Below are 15,463 nucleotides of genomic sequence, written 5' to 3' on the forward strand. Positions count from 1 at the left end.
GGGAGGATGTCAGCGGGTGGCGGGCAGGGCGGCGTCGGCCACGCGCTGCAGGTCGTCGCGGGAGCCGATCTCGGCGGGTGGGAGGGCGTCGGGCAGGTCGTCCTCGAGCAGGCGCAGCCGGCGGTCGAGCCAGCCCCGCACGGCCCACGCGAGTTGCAGCAGGCCACTGACTGTCACCAGCAACGCGAGTCCGCGGCCGGGGCCGGTGCCGAGCACCTCACCGACGCTGCCGGCGAGGGCGCCGCCGGGTTCGAGCAGCGGCTGGACGTAGCGTTCGGCGAGAGGGCCGACCACCAGGTAGCCGATCGGCATCGTGAGCATCATCAGCGAGATGAAGATCGACAGGATGCGGCCCTGCAACTCGAAGCCGACCTTCGTCTGCACGACGGCGATCCAGTGCCCCTCGGCGAGCGACTCACCGAAGGTCAGCAGGAACATGCCCACGATCACCCAGACCGGGCCGGCGCCGAGCCCGACGACTGTCATCGCGATGCTCGCCAGGCCCATGAAGAGGATGAGACCGTGGGCGCGGCGGACGGTTCCGCCCCAGACGCCCATGACGACACTCCCGGCGAGTCCTCCGATGCCCCCGGCACCCAGGGCCAGACCGAGCACCGCGGGGCTCTGCTCGATGAGCAGCATCGGGGTGATGACGGCGAAGCCGAGCGTGTAGAAGGCATGGTCGACGACGAAGAACCGCAACGCGGCCCGCAGGCCGGGGCGGCGGAGGATGTAACGCCAGCCGTTGGCGATCTCGGTGCGGAACGTCTCCTCCCGCCGACGGAACATCAGGTTCGGGATCCGCACGAGCAGCAGGGACAGCACCCCGGCCGCGAAGGTGGCGGTGTCGATGAGGAGCACGCCGGAGACACCGACGGTGGCGATCAGGCCGGCGCCGAGCAGCGGGGCGAACACGGTGCCGACCGAGACACCGAGCTGGTTGATCCCGGTGGCGTGCCCGAGGAACCGCTTGGGCACCAGTTGCGTGACGGCCGCGAGGTAGGCGGGCCGTTGGAACGCGCCGGCCATCGAGGTGACCGACACCGCCAGGTAGATCTGCCAGAGCTGCAGGCCACCACCGACGAACACCACCAGGGCCAGCGCCACCATGGACAGGCCCGCGACGGTGTCGCTGGCGAGCATCACCCGTCGCCGGTCCCAGCGGTCGGCGACCGCGCCGGCGACCGGCCCGACGAGAATGCCGGGCAGCAGGCCGATCGCGTTGACGACGGCGAAGTCGGTGAGGGATCCGGTGCGTTGGAAGACCCAGATACTGAGCACGAGAGCGCTGAGCCCACTGCCGATCATCGACAGGAACTGACCGGCGGCGACCGTCGCGAAGCGCGCGAGACTTGGCGCCGGCCCCGCCTGGTGGTTCTGACGAACGGGTTCGGTCGTCGCGCCGCCCGCGAACGCCACGAGCTCGGCGGCCAGCGGCTGCGCGTGCGACCTGACGAAGAAGTGCCCGGCCTTGGGCAGGACCGCGAGGCGCACGCCGCCCTCGCCGAAGTGCTCCCACTCGTGGAAGCGCTCCTCGTAGTGCTCGGTCACCCGGTCGCGCGAGCCCACGACGGCCAGCACGGGAGCCTTCAGTCTTGCGGTCTGTCCCCCGTAGGCGGCGGTGAAGAACTCCTCGGCGTCGCGGGCGTCGTGCCGGACGTTGCGCAGCACGAACGCCTGCTGCTGCGGGTCGTCCACATCGGTGAAGCCGCCACGGCCCCGCAGGTAGGCCAGGTACTCGCGGTCGGAGGTGAACGCGTCGGTCGGCACGAACCGGTAGAACCAGTCGAAGATCCGTCCCGGCAGTCGGGCCGTCGGGAAGCCCGCGCCGAGCGCCACACCCGCGAGCTCGACGCCCGCCTCCTCCGCGCGCCGCGCGATCTGCATGGTGACGGCGACGCCGAGGCAGTGGCCGTACAGCAGCACCGGTCCGCTGACCTCCCGCAGCTCGACGAGCACCCGCTCGGCCACCTCGGCCGAGGGCAGCAGCGGCTCGTCGGGGCGCGCGTAGTCGTGCCCGGGCAGCTCGACGGCAAGCAGTGCCCAGGTGGAGGGCAGCGCGTCGGCCAGCGGCTGGTAGGCGACCGCGCTGCCGCCCGAGTACGGGACGCCGACGACTGTCACGCCACCCGCGGCGACGTCCGCGTCGCGCGGGCTGAGCCGGTGCAGCATCCGCCGCTCGGCGGGAGGGCTCTCCACGCGGCTGTCCAGCAGTGCCGCGAGTCGGCGTACGGTCGGCTGCTGGTAGAGGTCGAGCAGCGTGGGCGCGGGCGTGATCTGCCGGACCACCTTCAACGCCGCGAACGAGTCCCCGCCGAGGGCGAAGAAGCTGTCGTCAAGACCGATGTCGGCGACACCGAGCACGGCGGACCACGCCTCGGCGATCGCCTTCTCCCGTGGTGTCCCCGGCGTGGGGCCGGTCACGGTGGCGCCGGTCAACGGCGGCGCGGGCAGGCGGCGCCTGTCGAGTTTGCCGTTGGGTGTCAACGGCAACGCGCTCAGGGTCAGCACGCGGGCGGGGACCATGTGCACGGGCAGGGTACGACCCAGCGAGTCACGGAGCGCGGCCTCGTCGGCCTCCTCGCCGGTCGCCGTGACCACGTATCCGATCAGCCGGGCGATGCCCGAGGTCGGGGTGTGCACGGCGACCGCGCACGACGCGACGCCCGGCAGGGCGCCCAGCGCGGCCTCCACCTCACCCAGTTCGATCCGGTAACCGTTGACCTTGACCTGGTCGTCGAGGCGGCCGAGGAAGTCGACTGTGCCGTCGGCGTGGAAGCGGGCGGCGTCGCCGGTGCGGTACATGCAGGCCCCGGGTGCGGGGGCGTACGGGTCGTCGACGAAACGTTGAGCGGTCAGCTCGGGCCGCCCGTGGTATCCGGGGGCGACACCGGCGCCGCCCAGGTACAGCTCCCCGACGACACCTGCGGGTACGGGCTCGCCGTGGGCGTCCAGCACGTACACGCGGTTGCGGGGAAACGGGCGCCCGATCGGCAGCGGCGCCTCGGCGGGCAGGTGCGCCGCGGAGCCGTCGAACCACACGTTGTCGACTGTCACCTCGGTCACGCCGTACGCGTTCACCACCCGGCCGTGCGGCCCGACCAGTCGGCGGGCCAGCTCGTACTCGTGCACGTGCCACTTCTCGCCGCCGCCGATGAGCATCCGCAGCCAGGTGAGGCCCGCGCCGGTGCGGTCGGCGTGTGCGAGCAGCCCACGCAGCACGGCAGGGACCAGTTCGGTGCACTCGACCCGTTCGGCGCGCATCAGCTCGTACAGGTCGGCCGGGTCGAGCAGCGTCTCCCGGGGCACGACGACCAGCCGCCCGCCGGTGGTGTGGGCCCGCAGCGTCTCCCCGACGAACATGTCGAAGGAGAAGCTGGCCGCCTGCTGGTACGTCCATTCCGGGCGAAGGCCGTAGGCGCGCTGCCACATGTCGGCGGCGTGCACCAGGTTGCGGTGTGTCACGACGACGCCCTTGGCCTTGCCGGTGGAGCCGGAGGTGTAGATGACGTACGCCGGGTCGTCCGCCGCGGCGGCCGGCGGCAGGTCGCTGCCGTCCTCCGGCAGCGGGTCCCGCAGGTACGCGGCGTCGATCAGCACGGCGGCGCCGCTGTCGGCGAGCATGTAGTCGAGCCGTTCGCGCGGGTAGGCGGGGTCGAGTGGCACGTAGGCCGCGCCCGCCTTGAGCACGCCCCACATCGCGACGAACAGGTCGAGGCCCCGATCCAGGCAGATCGCCACGCGGTCGCCGGGTTGGACATCCGCGGCCCGCAGCCGCCGGGCGATGCGGTTGGCCCTCGTGTTCACGTCGCCGTAGCTCATCGTGACGCCGCGGAACGTCAGCGCCGGCGCGTCGGGTGTGGCCGCGGCGTGCCGCTCGAACAGCTCGTGGACCGTCCTCGCATCCGGAACGGGCGCCGCGACGTCGTTCCAGTCGTGCAGGATCCGGTGCCGCTCCTCGGCGGTCAGCAGCGGCAGGCGTAGCACCTCGGTGCACGGGTCGCTCGCGGCGGCGGCCAGCAGGGTGAGCAGATGGTCGGCCAGCGCCGCCACCCGTGGCTCGTCGAACATTTCGGTGGCGTAGTCGATGGTCAGCAGCGGTCCGTCGGCCGGGAAGTCCAGGCCGACGGCGAGGTCCACCATGGTGGCGGCGGGCGCGAGTTCCCCGGCGTACCGGACGGTCGTGTCGCGCGGCGTCGGCGTGTTGTGCACGGTGAGCATCACCGGGCTGACCCGGTTCCGGTTGCCGCTGCCGGGCCGCGCCAACGCGTCGACAAGGTCGGGCAGGGCGAGCGTCTGGTGGTCGAGGTCGGCCAGGACGGCGTCGCGGACCCGCGCAACCAACTCGGCGAACGTCGGCGCGCCGGCCACGTCACCGCGCATCGGCAGGATGTTGAGCAGCGGCCCGACCAGGGCGGCCTCGCCCGGTCCGGTGCGCCCGGCGACCGGAGTCAGCACGGTCACGTCGGTGCGGCCGGTGTAGCGGGCGAGGACCGTCTGCAGCCCGGCCAGCACCACCATGAACAGGCTCGCGCGCTCGCCTCGCCCGTAGGCGCGCAGCCGCTCCAGCAGCGCCGGGTCGACGCAACGGGTGAGCCGCGCGGCGGCGAAGGACCGGGCCACCGGGCGCGGCCGGTCGACGGGCAGTTCCAGGTCGAGGTCCGCGTCGACGAACCGCTGCCGCCAGTACTCCCGCAGGGCGGCGTCGGAGCGGGCGGCCGTGTTCCGCGCCGCCAGATCGGGCAGCGCGACGGCAGGGGCCAGGTCGGGCTCCGCACCGGTGTGGGCAGCGCGGTACAGCGCGGCCAACTCCTCCCCGACGACCGTGGCGGACCAGCCGTCGAACACCAGATGGTGGACGGCCAGAACCAGGTGCCTACCGTCGGCGCCCAGGTACGCCCGCGCGAGCGGGCCGGCGGCGAGGTCGAACGTCGCCGTGACCGGCTCCCCCTGCACCAGCTCGAGCAGGGCGTCGGAACCGATCACCATCCGCGGCTCGGCGCCGTCGTCGGGAAACCGGGCGCGCAGCAGTGGGTGTCGACGAGCCAGCGCGGTCAGGGCTCGGGCCAACGCGGCGGGGTCGACCGGCTCGGCGAAGCGGTAGCGGATGCCCAGGGTGTGCGCGGGCAGGTCGGCGCAGACCTGCTCGGCGATCCAGAAGTCCCGCTGCAGGGCGCTCAGCGCCACCGGGACGCCCTCGGCCACGGCGACCGTCTCGGCTACCCCGCCGGTGTCGGCGCTCCGGACGAGGGTGGCCACCTCCGCCAGGGTGGGCGCCGCGTAGAGCCGGCTCAGCGTCAGCTCCACGCCGTGCTCGTGCCGCAGGGCGCTGATCATCCGTACGGCGTCGAGTGAGTCGCCGCCGAGCGCGAGAAAGTCGTCGTCCTGGCGTACCTGCGGGATGCCGAGCACCGCCGTCCAGATCCGGGCGACCGCGCGCTGCGCGGGGGTGAGGCCGGCGTCCACGACCGGGCCGTCCGGGACGACCGCGGCCAGGGACCGCCGATCGACCTTGCCCTGCACGGTGAGCGGCAGGCGGTCGTGGCGCACCAGAGCTGCCGGGACCAGGTACGCGGGAAGCACCTCGGCCAGGGCGGCGCGAACGGCGGTCAGGTCGATCCCGCGCGCGCCCACCACGTGTCCGGTCAGCCGCGCCTGGCCGCCCCGCTCACCGAGCACCACAACCGCGTCCTCGATGCCCGTCACGGTCCGCAGCGCCGCCTCGATCTCCCCCGGCTCCACCCGGAAACCACGGATCTTCATCTGCTCGTCGAGGCGTCCCAGGAACTCCAGCGACCCGTCCGCGGCACGGCGTACCCGGTCGCCGGTGCGGTACTCGCGACCGGTGGGCTCGGGCCGGAACCGCTCGGCGGTCAGGTCCGGCCGGCGCAGGTACCCAGCCGCGACCTGGGCTCCGCCGATCGCCAGCTCCCCGGGTTCACCGTCTGGGGTCTCCGCGCCGTCCGGGGCCAGTACGCGACAGGTGACGCCGGGCAGTGGGTGCCCGATCGGCACGACGTCGCCGGCCCAGCCGGTCAGGTCGGCGGCGGTGGCGACGACTGTGGTCTCGGTCGGCCCGTAGGTGTTGAGCAGCCGTACCCGGGGGCCGGCGGCACGCTGCCACCGGCGCACCGCGTCGGGCCGCGCGGCCTCGCCCCCGATGATCGTCAACCGGATCGTGGCGGGCAGGGTCGCCTCGCCGCGGTCCAGGGCGGCGACCAGGTCGTGCCAGTACGCGGTCGGCAGGTCCAGCACGGTGATGCCGAGTCCCGCGCAGCCGTCCAGGAACAGGTCGGGGCGACTGATCATGTCATCGTCGCGCAGCACGACGGCTGCCCCACAGGTCAACGCCGGGAAGATCTCCTCGACGCTGGCGTCGAAGCTCAACGACGCGAACTGCAGGACGCGGTCGGCGGCGGACAGCGCGTAGCGCTCCCGGGCGGCGGCGCAGAACGCGGCGAGCGCGGACATCGGCACGACCACGCCCTTGGGCCGCCCCGTCGACCCGGACGTGTACACGACGTACGCCGCGCCGGCCACTCCGTGCGCTTCCGTGCCGACCGGGGTGTCCGTCGCGGCGACGCCATCCGGGGTGATGACCGCGCGGGGCCTCGCGTCAGCGAGGATGAGCTCCTGACGGGCCGCCGGATAGGCCGGGTCGATGGGCACGTAGCCCGCGCCCACCCGCAGGACCGCAAGCATCGCCACGATCGCATCCCGGCCGCGCGGCATGCGCAAAACCACCAGGTCGCCGCCCGACACCCCGGCCACCGTCAACTCCGCCGCCCGCTCCTCGACGCGGGCGACGAGCTCCGCGTAGGTCAGGGCACCCGCGCCGTCGACCACGGCCGCAGCCGCGGGCCGGCGCCGGGCCTGCGCGACGATCGCCTGCCACAGTGGACCCTCCCCCACCGGCGGGGTGCGGATGTCGATGGCCTGACTCATGAAGGGCTCCCGGGCGTCGCGGACAGCGAAAGGCGTGCCGGCGCAAGACCCTAGGGACCAACTGAGGGCCGCGGATGAACTCCGGCCGACGCTCGGAAGGATCTTGGTAACGGGCGCGTTCACCTGGTGAACACGACGGCCCACCGGCCAACGCCGCCGCTGCCTGCGGGAACACCGTTGACGCACACCGGTTGCGGTGAACTACGAGTGAAATCGACGACGCAGAAGTGGGGTCGTGGTCGCACGGGAAAGCCCGAGTCGCGCCCAGCGGTCGGGCCGTTACCCGGCCCAGTGGCGTCGGGGCGGGCCGCCTCGAACAAGTCGGCTTCGGACCGGCCGACAGACGATCAGCCGGCCGTCACGGATGGGCCACGAGCACGGTCGTGATCAGCGCGGCGGCCACCGCCAGACTCAGCGCCAGCAGCGCTCCGGTAAGGCGGTGGTGGAAGGCCGGGCGACGGGCGAACGGTTGCTGTAGCGCCGACCATGTCGTGGCGCCGAACAGCGTCAGCGTGAGGACCACACTAATGATCATGGGCTGCCCAAACGTCAGGGGAATGAGCCTCCTTGAACGTCCCACCGACGGAGGGCGAAGGCCTGCACCCGGAGGTGAACTTTGCGCGAACGAATGAGTGTCGAGTGGATGTTCGGGGCACCACAGGTGGAGACACTGATGATGAGACGCGAGGTGTGTGATGACCGAACCCGCAGCCAGTGGCGGCCTCGTTGACCCGGAGATCGCCCTGCGACGCCAGGTTGAGACGCTGAAACAACGATTTCCGGAGGCTGACGAGGCCGATCTCTCCGCCCGCGTTCACGAGACGCACGCACGCCTCAAGGAGGAGGCGACCGTCGACTCGCACCTTGTCGCCCTGACCGAAAAGCAGGTGACGGAGGATCTGCGCGGCGGCGGCAAACCCGTGCACACCCGCAACGACGAAACAGCCTGATTGGGGACCGGGGTGTGTGCGGTCGTCGGCGGCAGGTCGCAGCCGTTCGGTGTTCGTGGAAGGGGCCGCTGTGGTGGTGGACACGAAGCCGTTACTTCGCCGTCTCTTCCGGCCGGACGCGACGTAGCGTTGAGGGCTGCCCAGGGCGGGTCCGCATGCCGCACCCCTGGTTGACGCTGATCCGTGAGACGAAGATGGTGAACGCCGGGTGCCCGTGACAAGTCAACCCCAGGTGGCTTCGCTGCCGCCGACCGTTGCCGCACCGGCGGTCCCCGCGGTGTTCCGATCCTCCCCGGCGGCGGCCCGCCGCACGCTCGTCGACATTCTCGACGACTCCGTGCGCGCGCACGCCGACGCGGCCGCGCTCGACAGCGGCGCCACGGCGCTGACGTACCGCGACCTGGCCGACGAGGTCGAGGCCGTCCGCAGGTCGCTGGCCGGGCACGGCATCGGTGTCGGCGACCGCGTGGGTGTCCGGATCTCCTCCGGTACGGCCGAGCTGTACCTGGCGATCCTCGGCGTTCTCGCGGCGGGCGCGGCCTACGTGCCGGTGGACGCGGACGATCCGGAGGAGCGCGCCGAGCTCGTCTTCACCGAGGCGGGAGTCGCGGCGGTCCTCGGCGACGGGTTGGCGGTGTCGCTGCGTCGTACCCCCGGGGGTCGGAACGGCCGGCCCGGCCCGGACGACGACGCCTGGATCATCTTCACCTCGGGCTCGACGGGCACCCCGAAGGGGGTGGCGGTCAGCCACGGCGCGGCGGCGGCTTTCGTGGACGCCGAGGCACTGTTGTTCCTCGCCGACGAGGCCAGCGAGGCGATCGGTCCGCAGGACCGGGTCCTGGCCGGCCTGTCGGTGGCGTTCGACGCGTCCTGCGAGGAGATGTGGCTGGCGTGGCGGCACGGCGCCTGCCTGGTGCCGGCCGCGCGGGCGCTCGTCCGCAGCGGCGTCGACCTCGGTCCGTGGCTGGCCGAGCAGCGCATCTCGGTGGTGTCGACGGTCCCGACGCTCGCCGCGCTGTGGCCCGTCGAGGCGCTGGAGGAGGTCCGGCTGCTGATCTTCGGTGGCGAGGCCTGCCCGCCGGAACTGGCGCAGCGCCTCGCCGTGGAGGGCCGCGAGGTCTGGAACACCTACGGACCGACCGAGGCGACGGTGGTGGCCTGCGCCGCGCGGATGACCGGCGAGGGGCCGGTACGCATCGGGCTGCCGCTGGCCGGCTGGGACCTCGCGGTGGTCGACGCCTCCGGCGCTCCGGTGGCAATGGGCGAGACCGGCGAGTTGGTGATCGGCGGGGTGGGACTCGCCCGCTACCTGGACGCCGGCAAGGACGCCGAGAAGTTCGCGGCGCTGCCCGCGCTCGGCTGGCAGCGGGCGTACCGCAGCGGCGACATCGTCCGGGCGGAGCCCGAGGGACTCCTGTTCGTCGGCCGCGGTGACGAACAGGTGAAGCTCGGCGGACGCCGGATCGAGCTGGGTGAGATCGACGCCGCGCTCCAGGCGCTGCCCGACGTCGCCGGCGCCACCGCGGCCGTGCGACGCACCGCCGCCGGCAACCAACTGCTTGTGGGGTACGTGGTCCCGCACGACGGTGTCACGTTCGACGCCGCGTCGGCGGCGCTGCGGATCCGCGAGCAACTGCCGGCCGCGCTCGTGCCGCTGCTGGCCGTGGTGGACGAGTTGCCGACCCGTACGTCCGGCAAGGTGGATCGGGCCGCGCTGCCCTGGCCGCTGGCCACGCCGCAGGACACCGCGGGCGAGCTGACCGCGACGGAGGAATGGCTCGCCGGCGGTTGGGCCGAGATCCTGGGCGTACGCCCCACCGAGGCCGACGCGGACTTCTTCAGTCACGGCGGCGGGAGCCTGAACGCGGCGCAACTGGTGGCGTGGATCCGCCGCCGGCACCCCCGCGTCTCGGTGGCGGACATCTATCTTCACCCGAAACTGTCGCGGCTCGCGGCGATGGTCGACGCGCTCGACACCACGGCGGCGGTCCGTCGGGAGGTCCGGCCGACGCCGAGGCGGGCCGGGCTGATCCAGGCCGCGCTGATGGCGCCGATGCTCGCGCTTGTCGGGCTGCGCTGGCTGACCGTCCTGGCCGCCCTCGGCACCGTGCTCACCCTGCTCGTGCCGACACCGTGGGCGCCTGACGTGTCGTGGTGGTGGGTGGCGCTGGGCTGGCTTCTGCTGTTCAGCCCGCTCGGCCGGATCGCCCTGGCCGCGGCGGGAGCGCGACTGCTGCTGCGCGGGGTACGCCCCGGCAGCTACCCGCGTGGTGGCGGCGTACACCTGCGGCTGTGGGCCGCCGAACGCCTCGCGGAGCTGACCGGCGCCACAAGTGTCGCCGGGGCATCCTGGATGACCACGTACGCCAGGGCGCTCGGCGCGTCCATCGCTCCCGACGTGGACCTGCACTCCGCGCCGCCGGTCACCGGCCTGCTGAAGCTCGGTCGCGGCGCGGCGATCGAGCCGGAGGTCGATCTGTCCGGCCACTGGGTCGACGGCGATGTCGTCCATGTCGGCAGGGTCCGCGTCGGCGCGGGCGCCCGGGTCGGTTCCCGCAGCACCCTGATGCCCGGCGCCCGCGTCGGCAAGGGCGCTCGTATCGCCGCCGGCTCGACAGTGACCGGCGCCGTACCGGCGAATCAGCGCTGGGCCGGCTCGCCAGCCGCGCCCGCTGCCAAGGATCCCGCCGAGTGGCCCGGTCAGCGGCCCCCGCGAACGCGACTGCGGTCGCGCGGCTGGCCGGTCGCGTACGCGCTGACCGCCCAACTGCTGGGGCTGGTGCCGGTCGTGGCCGCCCTGCCGGCGATCGCCCTGCTGGGTTGGACTCTCGCCGCCCGGCCGACGGTCGGCGCGGTGCTGGCCGCCGTCGCGGTGGCGAGCGTCGCCTACGTGCTGGGCTACGCGCTGCTGATCCTCGGGGCTGTCCGGGCGCTCAGCATCGGCCTGCGCACCGGGTACCACCAGGTGCAGGGGCGGGTGGCGTGGCAGGTGTGGACGACCGAGCGGCTGATGGGGTTGGCGCGGGTCGGGCTGTTCCCGCTCTACGCCAGTCTCTTCACGCCCGTGTGGTTACGGCTGCTGGGCGCCAAGGTGGGGCGCGGGGTGGAGGCTTCCACAGTGCTCGCGGTGCCGGCGATGACAACTGTCGCCGACGGGGCCTTCCTGGCCGACGACACGATGGTCGCGACCTACGAGCTGAGCCACGGGTGGCTGCGCGTCGCCCCGGCCCGCATCGGCAAGCAGGCGTTCCTCGGCAACTCCGGGATGGCGGCGCCCGGGCGTTCGGTGCCCAAGCGTGGGCTTGTCGGCGTGTTGTCGTCGGCGCCGTTCAAGGCGAAGAAGGGCTCGTCGTGGCTCGGCGCGCCGCCGATGCCGCTGCGCCGGACCGTGGAGGCGGCCGACACCAGCCGCACCTTCGACCCGCCACTGCGGCTGAAGCTCGCCCGGGCCGCGATCGAACTGTGCCGGATCGTTCCGGTGATGTGCGCCGGCGCCCTGGCGGTCGGCCTGCTGGCCGTCCTCGCGCTCGTGTGGCGGACCGGCGGGTGGTGGGCGGCCGCGCTCACCGCCGGGCCGGTGCTGCTCGGCGCGGCGATCATCGCCGCCGCCCTCGCGACGGCCGCGAAATGGCTGCTGGTCGGGCGCTTCCGGGTCACCGAGCGCGCGCTGTGGACCTCCTTCGTCTGGCGTAACGAACTCGCCGACACGTTCGTCGAGGTCCTCGCCGCGCCGTGGCTGGTCCGTTTCGCGACCGGCACGCCACTGCTGGCGGCGTGGCTGCGCACGCTCGGCGCGACGATCGGCCGGGGCGTCTGGCTGGAAACGTACTGGCTGCCCGAGTACGACCTGGTGCGCCTCGGCGACGGCGCGACGGTGAACCGCGGTTGTGTGGTGCAGACCCATCTGTTCCATGATCGTGTCATGAGCATGGACGAGGTGACACTGGGCGCGGGCGCCGCGCTGGGCCCGCACGGCATCGTCCTGCCGGGCGCGAGCATCGGGGCGCGGACCACCGTCGGGCCCGGTTCGCTTGTGACCCGGGGCGACGCCGTGCCGTGCGACAGCCGGTGGTTGGGTAACCCGATCACCACCTGGCCGGCGCCAGCGGCACGGTCGGCGTGAGTCCGACGGCGGCGTCGACGTCGAGCGGCGCGACGCCCGGCGCCGACCGCTCCGGCGACTCCTACCTGCCCGAGCACGGCAACGGCGGCTACCGGGTGCGGCACTACGACCTCGAACTCGACTACCGGGTCGCGACGAACCGCCTCGGTGGCCGGGCGGACCTCACCGCGGTGGCCGTGCAGTCGCTGTCGCGGTTCACCCTCGATCTCGGTCGGCTCCGCGTCCAGGACGTCCGGGTGGACGGGCGCCCGGCGAAGTACCTGCACCGCCCGGACAAGCTGCAGATCAAACCCGAGCGGCCGATCGGCGTCGGAGACACCTTCCGGGTGGAGATCCGGTACGCGGGAAAGCCGGTGCCCATCTCCGGCCGCTGGGGCAACCTCGGGTGGGAGGAGCTCACCGACGGGGTGCTCGTGGCCAGCCAGCCGAACGGATCGCCGTCGTGGTTCCCGTGCGACGACCAGCCCGGCGCCAAGGCCACCTTCCGGGTGGCGGTCACGACCCCCTCCCCGTACACGGTCCTGGTGACCGGCGATCCCGTGCGACAGCACCGTGGCGCGGGCACCACGACCTGGGTGTACGAGCGGCGCGAGCCCACCTCGCCGTACCTGATGAGCGTCCAGATCGGCCGCTACGAGATGGTGGACCTGGCTGTCGGTGAGGTGGCGCAGCGCGCCGCGGTGCCGCCCGCGCTGCGCCGCACCGTCGCCCACGACTTCGGCCGGCACGGCGAGATCATGGCGGCGCTACAGCGGCTCTTCGGGCCGTACCCCTTCACGCAGTATGTCGTCGTGGTCGCCGACGACGACCTCGACGACCCGGTCGAGGCGCAGGGCATGGCGGTCTTCGGCCGCAACCACGTCGACGGCCGGCGCACGCACGAACGGCTGATCGTGCACGAGCTGGCCCACCAGTGGTTCGGCAACAGCCTCACCGTGGCGGACTGGCGGCACATCTGGCTCAACGAGGGCTTCGCCACGTACGCCGAGTGGCTGTGGTCCGGCGTGTGCGGCGACCTGCCGACAGACGCCCTGGCCGCCCGGTGGTACGCGTGGGTCGCGGATCGCCCGCGCACCGTCGTCGTCGCGGATCCCGGCGTCAACCGGATGTTCGACCCGCTCGTCTACAAGCGTGGCGCGCTCACGGTGCACGCCCTCCGCCGGCGGGTTGGCGACGAGTCGTTCTTCGCGCTCCTGCGGGCGTGGGTCGCCGAGCACCAGCACGCGACAGTCACGACCGAGCAGTTCCGGCTGCACGCCCAGCGCTTCGCCCGCGAGCCCCTGGACGATCTGTTCGCCGCCTGGCTCGACAGCCCGACGCTGCCCCCGTTGCCCCGCTGACCACCGACACGCGTTGAAGGGTCACCGCACGGTCCGGGCGCGGATTCCCTGTGGCCAGTCCGAGTTCACCGCGTCTCTCTACCTTGCCATCGGATCACCATGGTCCTTCGTTCTCCACGAAATGAGGATTGATGGCAGTACGCAAGCGGGTGGGCGTGGGCGCTGCGGTGGCCGCGCTGATCCTGACGCTGCCGGGCGCCGCGTCCGCGGCCGAGCAGAGCACGCGGCACCGAGCCGAGTTGATCAAGTTCGCCATGCTGCCGGCGGCGACATTCGTTCCCGGTAGCGAACCCTCCGGCGCGGCACTCGGCACTGCCCCGATCAACGGGATCACCCCGCCGTTCCTCGACCAACCGGTCCAGGGGTTCAGCGGCGTCCTTCGCAACACCGACGGCACCTTCGACGTGTTGTCCGACAACGGTTTCGGCAACAAGGCCAACAGCGCCGACTTCCTGCTGCGGGTCCAGCGGGTCGCGCCCGGCTTCGCGGGCGGCGCCGTCGACGTGGTCGGCGGCATCAACCTGACCGACCCGTACGGCAAGGTTCCGTTCGCTCTCACCCGTGCCGACCGCGTGCTCACCGGCGCCGATTTCGACGTCGAGTCGATCACCCGGACGGCCGACGGCACGTACTGGATCGGTGACGAGTTCGGTCCGTACCTGCTGCACTTCGACCGCGCGGGTCGTCTCCTGCAGGCGCCCGTGCCACTGCCCGGCGTGTTCGCTCCGGAGAACCCGACCCGCGGTACGACCCCGGCCAACATCTCCAGCAGCAAGGGCTTCGAGGGCATGGCCCAGTCACCGGACGGCGGCACGCTCTATCCGCTGCTCGAGGGCACGGTCGCGGGCGACCCGACGGGCACCCTTCGGCTCAACGAGTTCGACGTCCGGACCAACGCCTACACCGGTCGGCACTGGACCTACGCGCTCGACGCCGCCGACCACGCGATCGGTGACGCGATCATGGTCGACCGGGACCGTTTCCTGATCATCGAACGGGACAACGGCCAGGGTGAGACGGCGAAGGTGAAGAGGATCTACCTGGCCGACAAGCGCGACCGGAACCGGGACGGGCGCCTCGACAAGACACTTGTCGCCGACCTGATGAACATCGCCAACCCGCGGCACGTCGGCGGGTTCGGCAGCACCTTCACGTTCCCGTTCCAGACCATCGAGGACGTGGTGATCCTCGACGACCGTACGATCGCCGTCCTCAACGACAACAACTTCCCGTCGTCCTCGGGCCGCACCGCCGGCCAGGCGGACAACAACGAGTTCATCGTGCTCAAGCTGGACCGCGACCTGGATGCCGACAAGCGCGTCCTGCGTCGCTACTGACCCTTCTCCACGGCAGGCCTGGGACAGCTCGTCGACTGTCTGTCCCAGGCCGGCGCCCCGGCGGAACGGACCCGTCAGCTCGCGGTCTCGCGGGCCGCCTGGTCGATGAGGGCCACGGTGGTGTCCGGGTGCGAGACGAAGACCAGGTGCGAAGCGCCGTCGGCCACCCGGACGGTGGCCCCGGCCCGCTCCGCCATGAACTCCTGCGTCTCCGGCGGGATGATCAGGTCGGCGCCGCTGACGAGCGTGTAGGACGGGATCGTGTACCACGCCTGCGGCCCGGCTGCCGGCTCGCCGAACGCCGCCGCCGCGGCCGGCCGCTGCGCGATCGCGTACACGGCCGCGTCCTCGGCGGGGACGTCGGCCGCGAACCGGTCGTGGTAGACCGCCGGGTCGATGTACAGGTCGACGTGTCCGTCGGTCAGCGGCACCACCTTCAGCGACTCGTTCACCGTGCTGCCCGGGAACTTGGCGACCAACTCCTCGACCGCCTCACCGGTGTCCGGCACGAACGCCGCCAGGTAGACAAGCGCCCGCACGTGCGCGCTGCCGGCCGCGGCCGTGGAGATGACAGCACCTCCGTAGGAGTGGCCGACAAGCACGATCGGCCCCTCGATGCGGTCCAGCAGCGCCCGGACCCCGGCCGCGTCGGAGGCGACGCCGCGCAGCGGATTCGGCGCCGCAACCACCGGGTACCCGCCGACCGTCGCACCTCGACGTAACAAGGCCGACTTGCCGAACCGGTAGAATCGACTGGTCCACGTACGC

7 protein-coding genes are annotated in these 15,463 nt (G+C 72.5%); 4 read left to right on the top strand and 3 right to left on the bottom strand.

Translation table 11 applies throughout. The annotated features are described in order from the left end of the window. Positions 1-9: 9 nt before the first annotated feature. Positions 10-6,945 carry an amino acid adenylation domain-containing protein gene (locus tag ACGFH8_RS02055; protein ID WP_393362033.1) on the bottom strand — a complete coding sequence of 2,312 codons (6,936 nt, stop codon included), beginning with the start codon at positions 6,943-6,945 and terminating at the stop codon, positions 10-12. A gap of 358 nt (positions 6,946-7,303) precedes the next feature. Beyond that, on the bottom strand, positions 7,304-7,468 hold the full coding sequence (locus ACGFH8_RS02060) for a hypothetical protein (RefSeq protein WP_393362036.1): 165 nt from the start codon (positions 7,466-7,468) through the stop codon (positions 7,304-7,306). Between the two features lie 172 nt (positions 7,469-7,640). On the opposite strand from ACGFH8_RS02060, the gene ACGFH8_RS02065 reads away from it, so the two are divergent. The 4 genes from ACGFH8_RS02065 (at position 7,641) to ACGFH8_RS02080 (ending at position 14,695) form a co-directional block, all read left to right on the top strand. Continuing rightward, the gene (locus ACGFH8_RS02065; RefSeq protein ID WP_393362038.1) at positions 7,641-7,895 is read left to right on the top strand and encodes a three-helix bundle dimerization domain-containing protein; all 255 of its coding nucleotides are present in this window, start codon (positions 7,641-7,643) and stop codon (positions 7,893-7,895) included. 214 nt (positions 7,896-8,109) lie between these two features. Beyond that, positions 8,110-12,018 (top strand): Pls/PosA family non-ribosomal peptide synthetase, encoded by a 3,909-nt coding sequence (locus ACGFH8_RS02070; protein WP_393364429.1) that lies wholly within the window; start codon positions 8,110-8,112, stop codon positions 12,016-12,018. Continuing rightward, the gene (locus ACGFH8_RS02075) at positions 12,015-13,358 is read left to right on the top strand and encodes a M1 family metallopeptidase (protein WP_393362041.1); all 1,344 of its coding nucleotides are present in this window, start codon (positions 12,015-12,017) and stop codon (positions 13,356-13,358) included. Before ACGFH8_RS02070 ends, ACGFH8_RS02075 begins: the two co-directional genes overlap by 4 nt. A 131-nt stretch (positions 13,359-13,489) precedes the next feature. After that, a complete protein-coding gene (locus tag ACGFH8_RS02080) occupies positions 13,490-14,695 on the top strand; it encodes an esterase-like activity of phytase family protein (protein ID WP_393362044.1) in 1,206 nt (401 codons plus the stop codon). A 74-nt stretch (positions 14,696-14,769) separates the two neighbouring features. Here the strand turns inward: ACGFH8_RS02080 and ACGFH8_RS02085 are convergent, their stop codons facing one another. Further along, positions 14,770-15,384, bottom strand: coding sequence for an alpha/beta fold hydrolase (locus tag ACGFH8_RS02085; RefSeq protein WP_393362046.1), 615 nt, complete (start codon positions 15,382-15,384; stop codon positions 14,770-14,772). Positions 15,385-15,463: the final 79 nt, after the last annotated feature.

The sequence above is a fragment of the Micromonospora sp. NPDC049175 genome, assembly GCF_043197345.1.
In the GTDB taxonomy this organism is placed as follows: Bacteria; Actinomycetota; Actinomycetes; order Mycobacteriales; family Micromonosporaceae; genus Micromonospora.

Bases quoted from the DNA above. Each gene is read 5' to 3' on its own strand.
- ACGFH8_RS02080 (WP_393362044.1), top strand. From the start codon at position 13,490: ATGGCAGTACGCAAGCGGGTGGGCGTGGGCGCTGCGGTGGCCGCGCTG.
- ACGFH8_RS02065 (WP_393362038.1), top strand. From the start codon at position 7,641: ATGACCGAACCCGCAGCCAGTGGCGGCCTCGTTGACCCGGAGATCGCC.
- ACGFH8_RS02055 (WP_393362033.1), bottom strand. From the start codon at position 6,945: ATGAGTCAGGCCATCGACATCCGCACCCCGCCGGTGGGGGAGGGTCCA.